Raw genomic sequence first — 20,599 nt, 5'->3', positions numbered from 1 at the left:
TACCATGGGCGACTGGAGTTTTTTCGGCAAAATGCTGCTGGGGATGGGACTGCTACTTGCCCTGATGGGTCTCATCCTCCTGGGGATGGGGAAAATCTTTTCCATCGGGCGCCTGCCGGGGGACATTTATATCCAGAAGGGCAACTTTACCTTCTATTTTCCCCTGCTGAGCTCCCTTCTCTTAAGCCTCATCCTAACCATCGTCTTAAATTTAATCTTCCGCCGTTAAGGGGCTGGTAGCCGGAAAACGACAGGGTCCTGCGAATAATATGCGAGGTGAAGCTAAAAGTGCCATCGGAAGCAGACCCCAGCCAGTTACTGCTCAAGGCAAGGAACGGGGATGCCGGGGCCAGGGAGGAATTAATCCGCCGCTTTACCCCCTTTATCCTGGCCGTCGTTTCCCGGGCAACGGGTCATTTTATCCGTCTGGGAGAAGATGACGAGGCCAGTGTCGGCCTGATGGCCTTTAACGAAGCTATAGACAGTTTCCGGCCGGGCGGGGGTTCCAACTTTTTAACCCTCGCCGAGACCATTATCCGCCGCCGTTTAGTTGATTATTTCCGCCGGGAGGGGCGCCACCGGCGGGTGGTGTCCTTACAGGCTCTGGATAATGAAACGGCAGCCGCCGTCGATTCCCTGGGCGAGGAAGAGATAAACCTGGTCAACGAACTGGCCGACCGGCGCCGGGAAATAGAGCGCTACCGGGAAGAGCTGGCCAGCTTTGGCATAACCTTCAAGGACCTGGTCAAGGCCAGCCCCCAGCACCGGGACGCCCGTGACCGGGCCCTGGCAGCCGCCCGGGTAGTGGCGGCCAACCCCCTTTTCAGCCGGTACCTCCGGGAACGCAAAGCCTTGCCCCTGAAAGCCCTGGAAAAGTCCGTGGAGACCAGCCGCAAAACCCTGGAGCGCCACCGCAAATATATTATCGCCGCAGCAATCATGCTGATGGGCGATTATGAATACCTGGCAAATTACATAGGCCAGAGCAAAGGGAGTGGTCAGGATGCTTAACCCTGAACGGGGGCTGGTGGTGGCCAAGCAGGGAAAAAAGGTCATTGTTTTGACTCCGGAGGGGGAGTGGCGTACCCTCCACCTGACCGGACCGGTGCCAGAAGTAGGGGAAGAGGTGATGTTGCCCCCGGTAAAAAAGAGACCCCCCCGGCAGGCTGTGATGGCAGTAGCGGCAGTGATGCTGTTGCTTATTCTGGCCCTACCCCTGGCCCGCCGGGTCATGGCGCCACCTGTCCCCGGTGAACCGGCCTATTATATTAATATCGACATCAACCCCAGCATTGAACTGGCGGTGGATGAGCGGGAAAGGGTGCTCAGTGCCCGGGGCTTAAATGACGATGGGGAAAAGCTCCTGGCCGGCGTGGCCCTTAAAGAAGAAAAAGCAGCTACCGCCGTCGAGATCCTGACCAGGGAGGCCGTGCGTCAGGGTTATTACCTGCCCGACCGCCAGGGAGCCATGGTGGTAACAGTGAGCCCTGCTGCCGGTAGTGACCAGGAAAAACTGGCGGCCAGCGCTGAACTGGGCCAGAAGCTAACCAGCCAGGCCCGAAATATCCTTCAACAGGCCAGGGTCCGGGCGGTAGTAGAGGCGGCCACCGTCCAGCCGGAAATCCGCCAGCATGCTGAAGCCGCCGGCCTTTCGGCAGGGAAATACGGCATCCTCCTGGAAGCCCTGGAAGCGGGACTGCCCGTTACGGCGGCCGACCTGCAAAAAGAAAGCGTGGCCAGGGTGCTGGCGAGGTTTGACAGCAACTGGGAGCAGTTGCTCCAAAAGCTGCATCAGGATAAAGATCTTTTGCAGAAGGAGCAGCAGCTGGGCGCCACCCTCAAGAAGGCCCTGGGGCAGCAAGTTTCAGATAGTAATAGTTCTGGTAACCATCGTGACAACGACGGGGAGCGGGGCGAGAAGCAGGAAAATAGTGCTGCCCGCAACAAGGAGCGATCGGGGCAGGTAAAAGAAAAGGCCCGGGAAACCGGTGGAAGTGCCTCCCGGGGGAAACTAAAGGCTGCCAAGCAGGTGAAGAGGCCTGCCCCGGGCCATCTTCACCCGGGCGGCAATAAAGGCCTTAAGGTTGTTCCGGAAAGCAAAAGGAGGTCATGATACCAGAAAACCAGATAAACTGACCCTACTTATCGTTTCTTTAAATTTTCGCTGCCGGAGACTTCTTTGTATGGGCAATCCCAAAATATAATGCTAAGGGGAGAGGAGAAAACTTGAGGAATAAAGCCTGCAGGCGAGGGGTAACGATCGCTCTCCTGGCGTGTTTGCTCCTGGTTTTAGTAACGATACCGGCAGGTGCCGCCGCTAAAGGAGACGTACCAATAATCAGGGTTTTGCTCGCTGGCGACCTGGAGCAGGTTGACTTCCAGGTTGACCAGGGCAGTTACAAGTTAATTGATGGCTCCAGCGGCAAAGAAATCAGCCCGGTAAAGGAAGGGGAAAAGTGGACGGTTAAAAAAGCCGGGGCCGGCTGGCAGTTACTCCGGGAGGGCATGCCTTTTTCGGCTGCAATCCCTGGCCCCATCCAACTTCAAGCGCAGGACACCGGGGCTTTAAATCTCTTCCGCTACCAGGGGCAGCGTTACCGGGGTAGCTTGCATATTCTCATAGGGGACAATGGCCTGATGGCCATCAATGTCCTGGATCTGGAACAATACCTCTACGGCGTGGTGGGCAGGGAAATGCTGGCCAGTGCCGGCATAGAGGCCCTCAAGGCCCAGGCGGTGATTGCTCGTTCCTATGCCGTTACGAGGCTGAAGCCGGCTGCCTTATATGATGTCACCGATGATACTATGACCCAGGTCTATGGTGGTTATGAAGCCGAGGTCAATTATGGCCCTTACCGCGATAAAGTCATTCAAGCCGTCGATGCCACCCGCGGGCAGGTAATTTACTATGACGGCAAGGTTATCGAGGCCTACTTTCATGCCAATGCGGGCGGCTATACCGAGGACAGCGAGAATGTCTGGAGCAATCCCCTGCCCTACCTGCGCGGGGTACCTTCCCCGGAGGATGAGTGGGCTTTAAGGTATCCCAATCAGACGCCGGGCGGCTACCCGGCCAACAGCTACACCTGGACGGTAACCCTGACACGGCAACAGGTCCAGGAAAAGTTTAATGCCTGGCTGGCGGGGCAGGGCCAGGGGGCAGCCGGGGATGTGGTTGACCTGGTTCTTTCCCGCCTGCGCAGGGACGGCCAGGGGGAAACGGTCTCCGGCCGGGTTACCAGGATGGATATCCGGACAACCACCGGAACGGCCTCGGCCTTCCGGGACGGCATCCGGGCCGTCTTCGGGCGGGATATTCTGAAGAGCACCTTGTTTACCGTGCAAATGGATTCCACTGTTAACATCCTGGGTGGCTCCGGCGAGCAGCGGGCCGTAAATTACGGTGCCGAGCTGGTGGCCCTGGGGGCCGGCGGGGTGATGAACGCTCCCAACGGCGCTGCCGGTGAATATACGGTAGCCGGCCGTGACGGTACCCGCAGCGTGCCAAAGATGTTCCGGCAGGTAGTTTTCCAGGGCCGGGGCAACGGCCACGGTTTGGGTTTAAGCCAGTGGGGCGCCATGGGTATGGCGGAAAAAGGGTATAGTTACCAGCAAATTATTGAACACTATTATAACCAGGACCGCTTTGACGGCCGCTTAAAAATTGCTTCTTACAGCAGGTGAAAGGTATTTTGCGCCTGGAAGAATTCGATTATGATCTGCCGCCGGAATTGATTGCCCAGACACCGGTGGAGCCGCGGGATGCCTCGCGGCTCCTTGTCCTGCACCGGGAAGGGGACTATCTGGAACACCGCCATTTCTATGACCTGCCTGATTATCTCCATGAGGGGGATGTCCTGGTTTTAAATGAGACCCGGGTGCTACCGGCCCGCCTCTGGGGCCGCCGGGCTGGTACCGGGGCCAGGATTGAAGTTCTTTTACTAACTAGGCGTGACCGGGATACCTGGGAGGCCCTGGTGCGGCCGGGGCGGCGGGTGCCGGTCGGTACGGAGATAATCTTTGGCCAGGGGGAACTGAAAGCGCGGGCCACGGCTACGAGCGGCGGCGGGGAGCGGGTACTGCAGTTTTCTTACCAGGAAGGTCCCTTTGAAGCCCTCCTGGACCGCCTGGGGGAGATGCCCCTGCCGCCGTATATTAAAGCAAAGCCGCAGGACCCCGGGCGTTACCAGACGGTTTATGCCCGGGTGGAAGGCTCCGCGGCAGCGCCGACGGCCGGCCTGCATTTTACCCCCCGCCTCCTGGAGCAGCTGCGGGGGCAGGGGGTACAAATAGTCTACCTCCTTCTCCATGTCGGCCTGGGCACTTTCCGTCCCGTTAAGGTAGAAAACATTGAAGAACACCATATGCATGCCGAATACTACGAAGTAACCCCGGAAGCAGCGGCGGCCATTAATGCCGCCCGCGCCCGGGGAGGACGGATAGTGGCCGTGGGAACGACGGTAGTCCGCACCCTTGAGACGGTAGCTACTGAAGGAGGCCTTATCCAGCCAGGAAGCGGCTGGACAGATATCTTTATTTATCCCGGCTACCGCTTCAAGGCCGTTGACTGCCTCATCACCAACTTCCACCTGCCCAAATCGACCCTCATCATGCTCGTCAGTGCCTTTGCCGGACGGGAAAAAATCCTGGCCGCCTACAGGACTGCCGTGGCGGAGGGTTACCGTTTCTTCAGCTTTGGGGATGCGATGCTGATCTTGTAGAAAGAGTATCGATTGTTTGGGAGTGACCGCCCCCGAAGGGCAAACTATGTAAATCTGTGCTGGCTTTGTTTTCGCTCGCTCCCTGGTCCTCGCGGAGCGGCCTAAGGCTCAGCCTCCGGCTCGGGCGGGGTTCCCGGCCTATTCGGCATCCTTGCCTTTAGAATCCGGCCTCGGACCTCCTGTCCTCGGCCCCGCCCTCGCTCTTCGGCTTTGCCAAGGCCGCTTTGCCGCTCAGACCAAGTCGCTCGCTCCAAACTAAAGCCAGCCCTACGAAAGCTTTTTTCGGATTATTAGTTTAGGAGGAAATACTCATTTGCCCCCCGTAACTTTTACCGTGCTCAAACGTGACCGGGCCACGGGCGCCCGGCTGGGGCAACTAAAAACGCCCCATGGCACCGTCGAAACGCCGGTCTTTATGCCTGTCGGCACCCAGGCCACCGTCAAAACTATGACACCGGAAGAAGTGGCCGGAGTGGGGGCCGAAATTATCCTGGCCAATACCTATCACCTTTACCTCCGCCCCGGCGCCGATATTATCCGGGAAGCCGGGGGCCTGCATAAATTCATGCACTGGAACAAACCCATTCTCACTGACAGCGGCGGCTTCCAGGTCTTTAGCCTGGCCGATTTGCGGGAAATCAGCGATGCCGGGGTGACCTTTCGTTCCCACCTGGACGGCTCCACCCACTTTATGGGACCGGCAGAATCTATGGCCGTCCAGGAAGCCCTTGGTTCCGATATTGCCATGGCTTTTGATGAGTGTGTCGCCTACCCGGCCAGCCGGGAAGAGGTAGAAGCAGGAGTAGAGCGCACCAGCCGCTGGGCCGAAATTTGCCTGGAGGTCCACCGCCGGGAGGACCAGGCGGTGTTTGGTATAATTCAGGGCGGGGTAATTCCCGAATTGCGCCGCCGCAGCGCTCGTGAGATTACGGCCCTGGATTTTCCCGGCTACGGCATAGGTGGCTTAAGCGTCGGCGAACCCAAGGAATTGATGTACAGCATCCTGGAGGACCTGCAGGGATATCTCCCCGAAGACAAGCCCCGCTATCTCATGGGCGTAGGTTCGCCGGACTGCCTGATCGAAGGGGTAAAAAGGGGGGTGGATATGTTTGACTGCGTCCTGCCCACCCGCATCGCCCGCAACGGCACGGTAATGACCACTTACGGCAAGCTGGTGGTGCGTAATGCCGCTTATGCCCGGGATTTTCGCCCCCTGGACCCCGAATGCGACTGCTATACCTGCCGCCACTATACCCGGGCCTACATCCGGCACCTGCTTAAAGCCGATGAAATCCTGGGGCTCAGGCTGACAACCATTCACAATTTATATTTCCTGCTGAAGTTGATGCACCGTATTCGCCATGCCATTGCTAACAATGACCTGGAAGCAATGGCAACCGAGTTTTATGCCAAATATAATTCGGGAAAAATCTAGAACAGGGCAGGTATTTTCCAGGCGTACGTCGAATGATAAGCAAGTCCAGGCTAAATTTGAGCAAGGATGGAGGGTGTTTCATGCAACAGTGGGCGGGAACCATTTTTTACATGGTGGTCTTCTTTGCAATCCTGTATTTCTTGATGATCCGGCCCCAGCAAAAGCAGCAAAAACGGCGCCAGGAAATGCTGAACAGCTTGAAGGTGGACGACCGGGTGGTCCTGGCAGGCGGGCTGCATGGCCGGATAACGAAAATCAAAGATAGAACCTTGATGGTCCGCATTGCCGATAGGGTTGAGGTTGAAGTGGACAAGGCCGGGGTGGCCTATGTCCCGGGACAGGAGGAATAATAAAGATTGGATCCAGTGACCCTGGAAGATGTTAAAAGGGATCCCGAAGTAGACGCGCTGATTGTTAAAGGTAATGAACACCTGGGAGCTATGGGATTTACCGAACACAGCCACCGCCATTTGAACCTGGTGGCCAAGATCGGCTATAACGTACTCGAACACCTGGGTTATGACCGGAGGTTGGCCGAACTGGCGGCTATAGCCGGGTACCTGCATGATATCGGTAATGTCATAAGCCGGCAGGATCACGGCCAGACAGGGGCTCTGCTGGCTTACCGCATTTTGACCCGCCTGGGCATGCCTGCCGGTGAGGTAGCTACCATTGTGGGCGCCATCGGTAACCATGAAGAAGAATACGGCCAGGCCGTCAATACCGTAGGGGCAGCCCTCATCCTGGCGGATAAATCTGATGTCCACCGTTCCCGGGTGCGCAATAATGATATCAGCACCTTTGATATCCACGACCGGGTCAATTACGCCGTTGAGCATTCCTTTTTACGGGTAGATGCTTCCAGGCGTACCATTACTTTGGAACTGACCATTGACCTTTCAATCAGTACGCCCATGGAGTATTTTGAGATCTTCTTGACGCGGATGATGATGTGCCGGCGGGCCGCCGCTTTCCTCGATTGCCATTTTGGTCTGGTGGCAAATGAGGCCCGGTTACTGTAAAGTTGTAAAAACTGGTGGGAGTGGTATTGGCAGCAATTGACGGGTAACTCCAGCTGGAGTTATAATAAATTGTTCTAGTCGCATTTTGTCAAGGGAGGCAGGAGAGTTGTGGCAGGGGGAAAAGGAGCAGGCGGCTTCTTTAAGCTCGCCATTGTTTTGATCGCCATTTTGGCGCTGGGTATTGGAGGATTTCAACCTTTAATACGGGCCATGAAACTGGGACTGGATCTGCAAGGCGGTGTTTATGTCCTCCTCCAGGCTCAGAGCACACCGGAACACGCGGTAACCAGCGAAGACATGGCCGCCCTGGAGAGGGTCATGCGCGACCGCGTTGACCAGCTGGGGATCGCTGAGCCGGTGATCCAGCGGGAAGGAACTGACCGGTTGATTATCCAGCTGGCCGGGGTCAGCAACCCGGAAGAAGCCATTAAAATGATCGGTAAAACAGCAATGCTGGAGTTTAAAACCAGCGACGGCCAGGTAGTGGTTACCGGGAAGGACTTGAAGGACGCCAAGGCGGTTATCGACCAGCAAAGCCAAGAACCACAAATTACCTTAAAATTTAATGACGAGGGAACAAAAAAGTTTGCTGAAAAAACCCAGGAGCTGGTCAACAGCTACAGCAGAGGTGACCCGAAACGGCATATAGCCATCTATCTTGACGACCAGCTGCTGACTAACCCCCATGTTGATGAGGCCATCCCCAGCGGCGAGGCGGTCATCAGGGGCGGCTTTGCATCCTTCGAGGAAGCGGCTAACCTGGCGGCCCTCTTACGGGGCGGCGCCCTGCCGGTTCCGGTGCAGATTATTGAACGCCGGACCGTGGGCCCGACATTGGGAGCTGATTCCCTGGCCAAGAGCAAGACGGCTATCATTGTCGGCGTGTTTTTAATTGCCCTGTTTATGCTTTTAGTTTACCGCCTGCCGGGGTTGATAGCAGATTTTTCCTTGTTTGTTTACACTTTAATCGTCCTAGGCGTCATGTGGGCTTTAAAGGCTACCCTGACGCTGCCAGGCATAGCCGGTCTCTTGCTGTCGGTGGGTATGGCCGTCGACGCCAATGTCATTATTTACGAGCGCCTCAAAGAGGAACTGCGTAATGGCAAAACTTTACGCGCGGCTATTGATGCCGGCTTTAAGCGCGCCTTCACCACCATTTTTGACTCCAACGCCACGACGGTGCTCGCGGCCCTGGTCCTCTACTACCTGGGCAGCGGTACGGTGCGCGGTTTTGCCGTTACCCTGTCCCTGGGCATTGCCGCCAGCATGTTTACGGCCATTACCCTGACGCGTTTCCTTTTACACCTGGTTATTGGCGTACCAGCCTTCCACAAACTATGGCTTTACGGGGTTAAAGAAGAGCAAATTCCGGCAGCAGCGAGGGGTGAAATTTAATGAACTTCAATTTTAATTTTGTCGGCAGGCGCAAGTGGTGGTATGCCCTTTCGCTGCTAGTAATTATTCCGGGAATCATTGCCATGGCCCTGCACCGCCCGGCACTTAATTTTGGCATTGATTTTACCGGCGGGAACATCATTCAGGTCCGGTTCCAGCAACCGGTTAGTGCCGGTCAGGTCCGGGATGTTCTGGGCGGTCTCAACCTTGACAAAAGCTCCATCCAGGCCGCGGGAAACAATGAGTTTCTGATCCGGACGCCAGAACTGAATGAAGAGCAAACCGAAAAGCTAATCAGTGCCCTGCGCGATAAGTTGGGGCAACTCGACTTAAAACGAAATGAAAAGGTCGGCGCTACCATTGGCCGGGAATTAACTATTAAAGGTATCGAAGCCATGGCCATAGCCTGGGTCTTGATGATTATCTACATTACTATTCGTTTTGAATTTTTATCGGGCTTAGCGGCCATCGTGGCCCTGATTCACGACGTCCTGGTGACCATAGGATTTTTTGCCATCTTCCGCTGGGAAGTGGACAGTACCTTTGTGGCGGCCATCCTGACCATTATCGGTTATTCTATAAATGACACCATTGTTATTTTTGATCGCATCCGGGAAAACCTGCGGCTACGCAGGAAGGAAACTATCGAGGAACTGGTCAATCGCAGTATCAACCAGAGCTTAACCCGATCGATATATACCGCTTTGACAGTGATTTTCACCTTGCTGGCGTTGATGCTCCTGGGCGGCGAGACCACCAGGAACTTTGCCCTGGCCATGCTCATCGGCACGATCAGCGGTGCCTATTCAACCATCTTTGTCGCCAGTCCCCTATGGATCGATTTGCGCAATATTAGCCGGGAACGCCACCGGCAGGCGGCAGTGACCAGGGCCGATACCAAAGCCAAGACGCGCAAGGCTACTTCCCATTAAAGTTAGCGTTATAAGCGGGCGTACCTGAAGATAGCCTGCCCGGTAAGGCGGCAGGCTATCTTTTATTTTTCTAGCTTCCCGTTAGCCAGCCTGGTACCGGGCAGTATAGCTAATCTCAACCGGGGTATGCTAAACGTAAAAAACCTGCAGGTGAATTATAGCGTGGATATCCGTTTAGCTATTTCCTTCCTGGGCGGTTTAACTTTTACCCTGGCCCTGGCAGCAGGAGTGGTCCGGCCCTGGCGGGGGTTATTGCTCCTCTGGGCTGCAGGAGTAATTTTGGGCGCCACCGGCCTGGTCCCGGGGATGTCTGCTCCCTATGTCGCCCTGGCTACGGTCGGGGGAGCCGTTGCTCTCATGGCAGCCGAAGGAATTGCCCGGCACTGGTACCGGGGGCATAAAGAAGCAGCCTTGGCAGGAAAACAGTTGCTAACAGGGAGTCTAGCGGCCCTGGTCCTGGCTGGGATCTTTCTCGGCTCCCTGTGGGGATTGCTCCTGGCAGGGGGCACCGGCAGCCTGGGAGCTGCTTATTTCGCGCGCCGGCATTCATTATCTGAATTAGCCGTGGGATTATTTTTACCATGCTTACGAGTGGGCGCTTTATTTTTACCGGCTGTGCTGCTGGGCGGGCGTCTGCTTGGACTTTTTTAGACCGGCAGCTTGCGGAAGGCCAACCGGCGTTGTACAATGAATTAAAGGCCTGGTGCCAGGGACTTCATCGCTCCCGCATGAAGTCCAATTTTTTACTTTTATAAGGGTGCAGGGGGCCTTAAGGAATGGATTTACGGACCAGAGCTGCCAGGGTATCCATATTTTCTAATTTTATCCTGGTACTGGGCAAACTGGGGATCGGTTACTGGATGCATTCAGTCAGCGTCATGTCGGAAGCCATCCACTCCGGCCTGGACCTGGTGGCGGCAGCCATAGCCTATTTTTCCGTCCGGGAAGCCAGCAAGCCGGCTGATGCCGAGCACCGCTACGGTCATGGCAAAATTGAAAATATTGCGGGTACCATTGAAGCCCTGCTGATTTTCCTGGCGGCCCTATGGATTATCTATGAAGCCATAAAAAGGCTCATTAGCGGCGGTCATGCCGTTAACGAACCCCTGAGCGGCGTTGCCGTCATGGGCGGGGCCAGCCTCATCAACTACCTGGTTTCCCGCTATCTTTTCCAGGTGGCCAAGGATACGGAGTCCATCGCCCTGGAGGCCGATGCCTGGCACCTGCGCACCGATGTTTATACTTCCGCTGGCGTCATGCTGGGCCTGGTAGCCCTTTATTTTACCGGTTTCTACTGGCTGGACCCCCTGGTAGCCCTGGTGGTGGCCGCCATGATCATCAGGGCGGCTTACCATTTAACCCGGGAGGCCATGTTGCCCCTGATGGATGTCAGCCTGCCGGCTGAAGAAGAAGAGATAATCAAAGAAATTATCGCCCGGCACGCCCATGAGTATGTTGAATTCCATAAATTACGCACCCGCAAAGCCGGCCGGGACCGCCAGGTGGATCTGCACCTGGTGGTGCCGCGTTACAAGCATATCGATTACGTCCATGAACTCTGCGAGCATATTGGCGATGAGATAAAAGCGGCCCTGCCTTATACCGAGGTTTTAATTCATGCTGAACCCTGTACTTCAACGGCGGATTGCCCGGTGTGCGCCGCCTGCCCGGAGAAGGAAAACGTTCCTCAAAGGCGAATTGATTAGAGGCGAACGGTGTCTATTTTTCGGGGGTGGACCGCGGTGCAGATTTATTCCCTCCTGTCCATTTTTTTTGCCCTGCCGGTGGCTATCTTTGCTGTCCAGAATGCGCACATAGCCCACCTCGAGCAAACAGCAGCGGGACCGGGAGCAGGGGCGGGCCGGCGGGAAAGGACGAGGCAAGCTTGACAGGCATGCGGTGGGCCATGCCTCCAGTAAACCTGCCGGAGAGGCTCGCCCTGGCCCGGGAGTTACATATCTCACCTGTAACAGCGCAAATTCTTATTAACCGGGGCATAACTACAGCGGCAGCGGCCAGGGCTTTTTTCCAGCCGGACCCGGCCAATCTCATGCCGCCGGAGAAAATTCCCGGCCTGCCGGCGGCCCGGGAGCGCCTGGTCCGGGCTATAGTAAACCGGGAAAAAATCATGGTCCATGGTGACTATGATGTCGACGGCCTGGCGGCCACGGCCATTATGCTGGAAACCCTGGCGCGTCTGGGGGTTGAGGCTGAAGTTTACCTGCCCGACCGTCTAACGGAGGGTTATGGTTTAAAAAAGAAGGGCCTCATTAAAGCCCTGGAGTTAAATTGTCAGCTGGTCATAACAGTGGACTGTGGCATTACTTCCCTGGAGGAGGCCATCTTCGCCCGGGAACAGGGTCTGGACCTGATTATTACCGATCACCACCGGCCCGGGACAAGCCTGCCCCAGGCGAGTGCCGTAGTTAATCCCCTGCTGGCACCGGGCCTGCCTCCCCTCTGCGGCGCCGGGGTGGCCTTCAAACTGGCCCAGTCCCTGGCGACCCACTTTGGTCTGGCACCCCAGGGAGGTGTGGCCGCCGGCTGGGCCCTGGACCTGGTAGCCCTGGCGACTATCGCTGACGCCGTACCCCTCCTGGGAGAAAACCGCCTCTTGGTCCAGCTGGGTTTAAAGGCCCTGTCCGGGAGCATGCGGCCTGGCTTGAAAGCCCTGGCAGAGGTGGCAGGCCTGCCGGCCAGGGAGTGGACGGCCCGGGAAGTGGCCTTCGGCCTTGTTCCCCGCTTGAATGCCTGCGGCCGCCTGGGAAGTGCCATGCCGGCCCTGGAAATTTTGCTAACTTCTTCTCCCCAGCGGGCCCTGGAACTGGCCCGGCGCCTGCAGGAGGAAAACCAGGCCCGGAGACACCTGGAGGAGAGCATTGCCGCCGAGGCTGAAGCCATGGCCGTAACGGCTTTAGCTGCAGGAGCAAAAGGCCTGGTCCTGGCGGCCGAGGGCTGGCACCCGGGAGTAACCGGCATTATTGCCGCCCGCCTGGTGGAAAAATATAACTGTCCGGTTGTTTTAATTGCCGTGGGGGGCGATAGGGGCCGGGGTTCGGGCCGTAGCCTCCCGGGTATCAATCTCCATGAAATCTTCGCCAGGTGCCGTTCCTACCTCCTGTCCTTTGGCGGTCATGCCCGGGCTGGAGGACTGGAGATCGCCGCCAAAGAAATACCGGCCTTCCAGGCCGCCTTTAATGAAATAGTAAAGTCACTCATGGCTGAGGTTCAACCGCCTCCCGAAGTAGCGCCTGAGGCGGAAGTCCTTTTCAGCCAGCTGGACTGGGACTTACTGGCGGAGCTGGAGGGCCTGGCTCCCTTTGGTGAGGGCAACCCCCCTCCCCTGCTGCTCTACAGTAACGCCCGGTTGAAGGCGGCCCGCCAGGTGGGCAGCAATGGTGCCCATTTAAAATTGACGGTAGCCGGTGAAGGCAGGCAACTGGAGGCCATTGGCTTTAACCTGCAATTACCGCCGGAACTATCTCCCGGTGACCTGGTAGACCTGGCCTTTTACCTGGAACGGGACAACTACAAGGGAAAAGAGGAGCTGCAGCTCTCCCTGGCGGCCCTCCGGCCGTCCGGCCGGGTACCAGTACTGCCGACTATAAACAAGGAACTGGTGGCGGCAACCGGTACGGCAGGCGCCAGTTCAACCTGGTGCCGGCAACTGCAAAGAGCCTTAAGTAACAACCGCCCGGTCGCGGGACTTTTATTCGCCACCAGCCTTGCCATCCGCCAGTGCTATTACGGTTTTAAGCGCTGTTTCAAGAATCCAGTATTCTTACGCCCCCTGGGCCCCTGGCTGGGGCAGGCGGGTTTAAACAGGATTTTGTCCCGGGAAGGGGCGATCATCACCTGTCACCCCTTCTGGCCGGCAGGTGTAGGGGCCGGGGAAGCTTCCTTCCTGGTATCTACCATGGTCACCGGTGAACAGGCGGCCGGGTACCTGTTACGTCCTACCAGCAGTCCGGCGACCTGGCAGGTATTCCCGGAACTGTTGCCCCTTTTAACAGAGCTGCTGGCCAGGGGACAAAACGTCCTCCTTTATGAAAAGGACGCGGCGCAGATGCTACAGCTGGGTGCCCGATTGCAGCAGGAGCTGCCCGGGGTGCGGCTGGCCGTAGATACTTTTCTTGATGCCCGGCACCTCTGGCTGGCCCGGGAAGTGGCTTTGAGCGGCCGCCTGCCGCTGCTGGTAGCCAACCGGGAGATGCCGGCATGGTTTTACCCAGCCGATGCCGTAATCTTTAATTACCCTCCCGGCAGCCAGGAGGAAATAGAGCTGGCCCTGCCGGCGGATGAACAGGTGCCGGAAGTATATATCAACCTCCGGGAAGGGGACAGGCAGCCGGAAAACCTGCGCCGGGAACTGGTAGTATTTTACCGCCAGCTGCAAAAAGGGACTAACAACGGCAGCAGGCTTTACATAATTAATAATAAAGGTTATCATCAACGATGGTACCTGGCGATTTTTGAAGAACTTGGTCTCATCCGGGTGGAAAGCCGGGGGCGAGAGCTGGCCATTCATCTCCAGGAGGTAGCTGCCAGGAGCAATTTAATGGCTTCCCGGCGTTACCGCCAGCTTCTGGCGGAAACAGAAATGGCCCGGCAATTTTACCGGCAAATTGCAGGGAGGAGGTGATGTCCTGTGGACCTGAAGGAACTCGAGCAACAAGTTAAAAGTTACCAGCCGGGAGCGGACCTGAAGCTCCTGGAGGATGCCTATCAGTTTGCTGCTGCCGCCCACCAGGGACAGAAGCGCCGCTCCGGAGAAGATTATATTACTCACCCCTTAAATGTAGCTGCTATCCTGGCGGAATTGCAGCTGGATGTGGTGACTATAGCAGCGGCCCTCCTCCATGATGTGGTGGAAGATACGCCCATCAGCCTGGATACCATTAAGGAAATATTTGGCGATGAAGTGGCCCTTCTGGTCGACGGCGTCACCAAGCTCAGCCGCCTGGAATACAAGACCAAGGAAGAGCAGCAGGCGGAAACTTTACGCAAAATGTTCCTGGCCATGGCCCAGGACATCCGGGTCATCCTGATTAAACTAGCCGACCGCCTGCATAACATGCGCACCTTGAAGCATCACCCGCCGGAAAAGCAGCAGGAGATTGCCCGGGAGACCCTGGAAATTTTTGCGCCCCTGGCCCACCGCCTTGGTATTTTCCGCCTGAAGTGGGAACTGGAAGACCAGTCCCTGCGCTATCTCGAGCCTGAACGCTATTATGAGCTGGTCAACAGCATTAACATGAAGCGTCGGGAACGGGAAGAATATATCCAGCAAGTGGTTAAGATCCTGGGGGAAAAGCTGGCCGAAGGTGGGATTAAAGCCGACATCCAGGGGCGGCCCAAGCATTTTTACAGTATTTACAATAAAATGATGAAGCAGGGCAAGGAGTTAAGCGAGATATACGACCTCATTGCCGTGCGGGTGATTGTTGATAGTGTAAAGGATTGTTATGCCGTCCTGGGGCTGGTCCATGCCCTCTGGAAGCCAATTCCCGGGCGCTTTAAGGATTACATTGCCATGCCCAAGCCCAATATGTACCAGTCCCTGCATACCACTGTTATCGGACCCAATGGTGACCCCTTTGAAATCCAGATCCGCACCTGGGAAATGCACCGCACGGCCGAATACGGCATTGCCGCCCACTGGCGCTATAAAGAAGACGGCGGTAACTCGGACCCGGACTTTGAGAAAAAACTGACCTGGCTGCGGCAGCTCCTGGACTGGCAGCGAGAGATGCGCGATCCCCGGGAGTTCATGGAATCCTTAAAGATCGATCTCTTTTCCGATCGCGTCTACGTCTTTACCCCCAAGGGGGATGTGGTGGAATTGCCGGCCGGTTCGGTGCCCATAGACTTCGCCTATCGCGTGCATACCGATGTGGGCCACCGCTGTACCGGGGCACGGGTTAACGGCCGCATTGTACCCCTGGATTATAAGTTAAAAACAGGGGATATTGTTGAAGTTTTAACCACCAAGGGCAGCCGCCCCAGCCGGGACTGGTTGCACATCGTCAAGACTTCCCAGGCCAAAAACCGCATCCGCCAGTGGTTTAGAAAGGAAGAGCGGGAGAAAAACCTGGCCAGGGGCCGGGAAATGCTGGAAAAAGAATGCCAGAAACAGGGCTTAGACCCGGAAGAAATCTTAAAACCGGCCCTGCTCCAGGAAGCGGCCCGTAAATTCAATGTGGCCACCAGCGAAGACCTGTATGTAATGGTGGGCGATGGGGTTATGACCCCATCCCAGGTACTCGGCCGGCTGAAGGGTGAAGAAGAAGTACCGCCCCCTGCGGAAGCTGCCAAGACAGCAGTGAAGCCCTGGAGCGGTTACGGTAAACCTTCCCATGGTATTCGGATTAAGGGGTTAGACAACCTGGATATCCGCCTGGCCCACTGCTGCAATCCCCTGCCGGGGGACGCCATCCTCGGTTATATAACCCGGGGGCGGGGTGTCAGCGTCCACCGGATCGATTGTCCCAATATCAACCACCACCGGGAAACGGAAAAGGAGCGAATTATTGAGGTGGCCTGGGGAGATACCACCGATGCCACCTACCAGGTGCATATCGAGGCCCTGGCCCTGGACCGGCCCAATCTGGCCATGGATATTATGGCCGCTGTGGCGGATACCAAAACCATTATTAACTCCGTCCACGCCCGCGCCACCAGAAATGACCAGGCCCTGGTGGACTTAAAGATTGAAATCAGGAGCCTGGAGCACCTGAACTATATTATGGATAAAATCCGCCGTATCCGCGATGTGTTGGAGGTCAAAAGGGTAATACCCGGTTAAATGAATGACGGCTTTGTTTTCATCTTTTTTTGTGTTAAACTGGAAGGCAGGTGACAATTATTAGGGCGGTAGTGCAGCGGGTCAAAAGGGCGCGGGTGACGGTAGAGGGACAGGAAGTGGGCGCCATCGGCCCGGGGCTCCTGGTTTTCCTCGGCGTAGGCCAGGGGGATGACGGCCATGACGTTGCCTACCTGGCCGACAAGGTGGCCAATTTGCGCATCTTTGCTGATAACGAAGGTAAAATGAACTTATCGGTCCTGGATGTCGGCGGCGAAGTACTGGCTGTTTCCCAGTTTACCCTTTACGGCGACTGCCGCAAAGGGCGGCGGCCCAATTTTACCGCCGCGGCGCCGCCGGAATTAGCCAGGGAGCTGTACGGGCAATTTGTTGCCGCCCTGGCAGCCTATGGCATTAGGGTAGCCACCGGCCACTTCCAGGCCGAGATGCTGGTGGCCCTGGAAAACGACGGCCCGGTAACCATGTTGCTGGATAGTAAAAAGTTGTTTTAGGTTGGAGTTTTTTTCAGGGGATGTGGTTGCTTTATGTTTTTAAAAACCCTGGTGGTAGGCCCCATTGGCACCAACTGCTACCTTGTGGGTTGCCAGGAAACGAAGGAAGGGGCTATCATTGACCCGGGCGCAGAAGGAGAGCGAATCCTCGCGGCAGCCAGGGAAGCGAACTTAAAAATCCGCTATATCATCAATACCCATGGCCATATTGACCATATTGGGGCCAACGGGGCCATAAAAGACGCCACTGGCGCCGCCATCCTGATCCATGGCAACGATGCTCCCTGTCTTACCGATCCCGGGCGCAATCTTTCCGTGCTCATGGGAGCCAGGGAAAGGAGCCCCGGCGCCGATCGCCTTTTACAGGATGGAGATACTATCACCATCGGCCGGACCATTACCTTGACGGTGATCCATACCCCCGGGCATACCCCGGGCGGGATTTGCTTACAAGGCGAGGGATTAATATTTACGGGCGATACCCTTTTCGCCGGTTCCATCGGCCGTACCGATTTTCCCGGCGGTTCCTTTAACCAGCTCCTTAATTCCATCAAAGAAAAACTTTTTGTCCTGGATGATGACTTGAAAATTTATCCCGGCCACGGCCCGGCCTCTACCATTGGTGCCGAGCGGGCCGAGAATCCCTTTTTTAGTTAATGGAGGCCTGAGATGCTTACCAGTCGACCACGGGGTACGGAAGACATCCTGCCGGAAGAGGTGGGCCGCTGGTACTTGCTGGAAGCCACTGCCAGGCAGGTGAGCCGGCTGTACGGCTACCGGGAAATCCGTACGCCCGTTTTTGAACATACCGAGCTTTTTAACCGCGGTGTGGGGGATACCACTGATATTGTGGAGAAGGAAATGTATACCTTCACCGATCGCGGCGGGCGCAGCTTGACCTTGCGGCCGGAAGGCACGGCGCCGGTGGTGCGGGCCTTCCTGGAACACCACCTGGAGGCCGGGGGATTGCCGGTAAAGCTTTTTTACCTTGGTCCCATGTTCCGTTACGGCCGCCCCCAGGCCGGCCGGCTGCGCCAGTTCCACCAGTTTGGAGTGGAAGCCTTTGGTTCCCGTGACCCGGCCCTGGACGCCGAGGTTATCGCCCTGGCCATGGATTTTTATAACCGCCTGGCGCTGAAGGACCTGGAACTGCATTTAAACAGCGTCGGCTGCCCGGCCTGCCGGCCCCGGCACCGGGAGAAACTGCAGGATTACCTGCGGCCGCACCTTGCCGATCTATGCCCAACTTGCCAGGGACGTTTTGAGCGTAATCCTTTGCGCATCTTTGACTGCAAGAGCCCGGTCTGCCAGGAAATAGTGGCCGGGGCGCCGACGATAGCCGCCTCCCTCTGCCCGGACTGCGGTCAGCATTTTGAGCGCGTCCAGGAGTACCTGCAAGAATTGGAGATTGACTTTATCCTGGACGAGCACCTGGTGCGCGGCCTGGATTACTACACCAATACGGCCTTTGAAATAATGGTTAAAGGCATCGGGGCCCAGAGTTCCATTGGCGGCGGCGGTCGCTATGATGGCCTGGTGGCGGCCCTGGGGGGTAAACCGGTGCCTGGAATTGGCTTTGGCCTTGGGCTGGAACGGGTCTTACTCGCCCTGGAATCCCAGGGCCGGGAATTGATGCCCGGTGGAGGAGTAGATGTTCTGGTAGTGACGGCTGGTGCCGGGGTAGAGAGGGTGGCTGTCCGCCTGCTGGCCAGTTTAAGGGCGGCTGGGTTGAAGGCCGATAAAGACTACCTGGGCCGCAGCCTCAAGGCCCAGATGAAATATGCCAATCGCTACCCGGCTAAACTGGTAGTAATCCTTGGGGAAGAAGAACTGGCCCGGGGGCAGGTCCTGGTCCGCCGCCTGGATAGTGGGGACCAGGAAGAAATACCTTTAGACGCAGCAGCTGCTTACTGCCGGCAGGAAAAGGAGCGTGGATTTTAGTGCTTGAGTCTATAGCCGGGCTGCACCGCACTCATGGTTGCGGGGAGCTCAGAGCAGCAGATACAGGTAAAGAAGTAACCCTTATGGGCTGGGTGCACCGCCGCCGCGATCACGGCGGCCTCATCTTTATCGACTTGCGCGATCGATCCGGCCTGGTGCAGGTTGTCTGCGACCCGGAGGCAGGACCGGCCTTTAAGAAAGCCGAAGAGGTACGCAATGAATATGTGGTGGCGGTGAGGGGGAAAGTGCGGCCGCGACCGGAAGGTACGGCCAATCCCAGGCTCGCCACCGGCACCATTGAAGTCGAGGCGCGGGAACTGCGCATCCTCAACCGGGCCAAGACGCCGCCCTTTTACATTGAGGATAACATTGCTGTCGACGAAGCCTTGCGCCTGCGTTACCGCTACCTGGACCTGCGCCGCCCGGAAATGCAGAACATTTTGCACCTGCGATACCGGACGACCAGGGCTATCCGCGCCTTCCTGGACAGCCGGGGCTTCTGGGAAATTGAAACACCTATGCTCACCCGCAGCACCCCGGAAGGGGCGCGGGATTTCCTGGTACCCAGCCGCCTGCGGCCGGGGGAATTCTTTGCCCTGCCCCAGTCACCCCAGCTCTTTAAACAAATTCTCATGGTCGCCGGTATAGAACGTTATTTCCAGATTGTCCGCTGTTTCCGGGATGAAGACTTAAGGGCCGACCGCCAGCCGGAGTTTACCCAGCTGGATATGGAGATGTCATTTGTCCAGCGGGAAGATGTTTTAAGCCTGGTGGAAGAATTAATGGCCTGTGTTTTCCGGGAAACCGTAGGGATTGAACTTGCCCTACCCCTGCCCCGGCTGACCTATCAAGAAGCCATGGCTCGCTTTGGTACTGACAAACCCGATCTTCGCTTCGGCCTGGAGATTACCGATGTGTCTGACCTGGTTAGAGGATGCGGCTTTAAGGTTTTTGCCGACGCGGTAGCCCGGGGCGGAGTCGTACGGGGCCTGTGCGTCCCCGGCGGTGCCGGTTTCTCCCGCCGGGAACTGGATGAATTGACGCAAGCTGCGGCCGCCTGTGGGGCCAAAGGCCTGGCCTGGATGGCCGTTACGGCCGAAGGTGTCCGCTCTCCCATTGCCAAGTTCTTTACCAGCGAAGAGCTCCAGGAACTGGTGGCCAGGATGGGCGGCCGGGAAGGGGACCTGCTCCTGTTTGTTGCCGATAATGAGATGGTTGCGGCCAGCGTCCTGGGAGCTTTACGCCTGGAGCTGGGCCGGCGGTTACACCTCTATGATCCGGAGCAACTGGCTTTTACCTGGGTAACGGATTTCCCCTTACTGGAATACAGCCCGGAAGAAAAACGCTACGTGGCCGTCCACCACCCCTTTACCATGCCCATGGAGGAGGACTGGCCCCTGCTGGATACCGAGCCTCTTAAGGTGCGCGCCCTGGCCTACGACTTGGTTTTAAACGGCGTCGAGCTGGGCGGAGGCAGCATCCGTATTCACCGCCGCGATATCCAGGAAAAAATCTTTAGCCTCCTGGGCTTTTCCCCGGAAGAGGCCCGGGAGAAATTTGGTTTCCTGCTGGAGGCCTTTGAGTACGGCACTCCGCCCCACGGCGGCATTGCCTTTGGGCTGGATCGGATGATCATGCTCATGGCCCGGCGGGATACCATCCGCGACTGCATCGCTTTCCCCAAAACCCAGAGCGGTACCTGCCTGATGACGGCGGCGCCTTCGACAGTCGCGCCGGAACAGCTCCTGGAGCTGCATCTCAAAACTACCGCCCGTCCGGCGGGTAAACAAAGCAGTGCTGGTAAAGCATAGTACTTGCAAATCCTTTAAGTTTATGTTA

The 20,599-nt window shown here is 57.0% G+C and carries 19 protein-coding genes; all 19 read left to right on the top strand.

All coding sequences use genetic code 11. The features are described from left to right. Positions 1-4 precede the first annotated feature (4 nt). The 19 genes from MCACP_RS09460 (at position 5) to aspS (ending at position 20,571) form a co-directional block, all read left to right on the top strand. Complete coding sequence (locus MCACP_RS09460; protein WP_406676534.1) at positions 5-229, top strand: DUF2905 domain-containing protein; 225 nt, start codon at positions 5-7, stop codon at positions 227-229. Between the two features lie 47 nt (positions 230-276). Then, positions 277-1,011, top strand: a complete 735-nt coding sequence (gene sigI, locus MCACP_RS09455) for an RNA polymerase sigma factor SigI (protein ID WP_406676533.1) — start codon at positions 277-279, stop codon at positions 1,009-1,011. Then, entirely contained in the window at positions 1,004-2,113 is a 1,110-nt protein-coding gene (locus MCACP_RS09450; protein WP_406676532.1) for an anti-sigma factor domain-containing protein, read from the top strand. Before sigI ends, MCACP_RS09450 begins: the two co-directional genes overlap by 8 nt. Positions 2,114-2,277: 164 nt before the next feature. After that, positions 2,278-3,684 (top strand): SpoIID/LytB domain-containing protein, encoded by a 1,407-nt coding sequence (locus MCACP_RS09445; protein ID WP_406676531.1) that lies wholly within the window; start codon positions 2,278-2,280, stop codon positions 3,682-3,684. Positions 3,685-3,692: 8 nt separating this feature from the next. Then, positions 3,693-4,721 (top strand): tRNA preQ1(34) S-adenosylmethionine ribosyltransferase-isomerase QueA, encoded by a 1,029-nt coding sequence (queA, locus tag MCACP_RS09440; RefSeq protein ID WP_406678729.1) that lies wholly within the window; start codon positions 3,693-3,695, stop codon positions 4,719-4,721. Between the two features lie 313 nt (positions 4,722-5,034). Then, a complete protein-coding gene (tgt, locus tag MCACP_RS09435) occupies positions 5,035-6,156 on the top strand; it encodes a tRNA guanosine(34) transglycosylase Tgt (RefSeq protein ID WP_406676530.1) in 1,122 nt (373 codons plus the stop codon). 80 nt (positions 6,157-6,236) lie between these two features. After that, a complete protein-coding gene (gene yajC, locus MCACP_RS09430) occupies positions 6,237-6,506 on the top strand; it encodes a preprotein translocase subunit YajC (protein ID WP_141265087.1) in 270 nt (89 codons plus the stop codon). 6 nt (positions 6,507-6,512) lie between these two features. Beyond that, entirely contained in the window at positions 6,513-7,178 is a 666-nt protein-coding gene (locus tag MCACP_RS09425) for an HD domain-containing protein (protein ID WP_406676529.1), read from the top strand. Positions 7,179-7,286: 108 nt separating this feature from the next. Further along, complete coding sequence (secD, locus tag MCACP_RS09420; RefSeq protein ID WP_406676528.1) at positions 7,287-8,573, top strand: protein translocase subunit SecD; 1,287 nt, start codon at positions 7,287-7,289, stop codon at positions 8,571-8,573. Next, the gene (secF, locus tag MCACP_RS09415) at positions 8,573-9,505 is read left to right on the top strand and encodes a protein translocase subunit SecF (RefSeq protein WP_406676527.1); all 933 of its coding nucleotides are present in this window, start codon (positions 8,573-8,575) and stop codon (positions 9,503-9,505) included. Before secD ends, secF begins: the two co-directional genes overlap by 1 nt. A gap of 126 nt (positions 9,506-9,631) precedes the next feature. Beyond that, positions 9,632-10,156 (top strand): hypothetical protein, encoded by a 525-nt coding sequence (locus MCACP_RS09410; RefSeq protein WP_406676526.1) that lies wholly within the window; start codon positions 9,632-9,634, stop codon positions 10,154-10,156. 125 nt (positions 10,157-10,281) lie between these two features. Beyond that, the gene (locus MCACP_RS09405) at positions 10,282-11,211 is read left to right on the top strand and encodes a cation diffusion facilitator family transporter (RefSeq protein ID WP_406676525.1); all 930 of its coding nucleotides are present in this window, start codon (positions 10,282-10,284) and stop codon (positions 11,209-11,211) included. Between the two features lie 36 nt (positions 11,212-11,247). Then, complete coding sequence (locus tag MCACP_RS09400; protein WP_406676524.1) at positions 11,248-11,394, top strand: hypothetical protein; 147 nt, start codon at positions 11,248-11,250, stop codon at positions 11,392-11,394. 5 nt (positions 11,395-11,399) lie between these two features. After that, complete coding sequence (gene recJ, locus MCACP_RS09395; RefSeq protein WP_406678728.1) at positions 11,400-14,147, top strand: single-stranded-DNA-specific exonuclease RecJ; 2,748 nt, start codon at positions 11,400-11,402, stop codon at positions 14,145-14,147. Positions 14,148-14,153: 6 nt separating this feature from the next. After that, a complete protein-coding gene (locus tag MCACP_RS09390; protein ID WP_406676523.1) occupies positions 14,154-16,310 on the top strand; it encodes a RelA/SpoT family protein in 2,157 nt (718 codons plus the stop codon). A 59-nt stretch (positions 16,311-16,369) separates the two neighbouring features. Continuing rightward, a complete protein-coding gene (gene dtd / locus MCACP_RS09385) occupies positions 16,370-16,819 on the top strand; it encodes a D-aminoacyl-tRNA deacylase (protein WP_406678727.1) in 450 nt (149 codons plus the stop codon). Positions 16,820-16,852: 33 nt separating this feature from the next. Next, on the top strand, positions 16,853-17,476 hold the full coding sequence (locus MCACP_RS09380; protein WP_406676522.1) for an MBL fold metallo-hydrolase: 624 nt from the start codon (positions 16,853-16,855) through the stop codon (positions 17,474-17,476). Positions 17,477-17,488: 12 nt separating this feature from the next. Beyond that, complete coding sequence (gene hisS / locus MCACP_RS09375; protein ID WP_406676521.1) at positions 17,489-18,760, top strand: histidine--tRNA ligase; 1,272 nt, start codon at positions 17,489-17,491, stop codon at positions 18,758-18,760. Next, on the top strand, positions 18,760-20,571 hold the full coding sequence (gene aspS, locus MCACP_RS09370) for an aspartate--tRNA ligase (protein ID WP_406676520.1): 1,812 nt from the start codon (positions 18,760-18,762) through the stop codon (positions 20,569-20,571). Before hisS ends, aspS begins: the two co-directional genes overlap by 1 nt. Positions 20,572-20,599: the final 28 nt, after the last annotated feature.

The organism is Neomoorella carbonis (assembly GCF_045278715.1).
Classification (GTDB): Bacteria; Bacillota; DSM-521; order Neomoorellales; family Neomoorellaceae; genus Neomoorella; species Neomoorella carbonis.
This window is presented reverse-complemented; position numbering and strand designations above follow the sequence as displayed.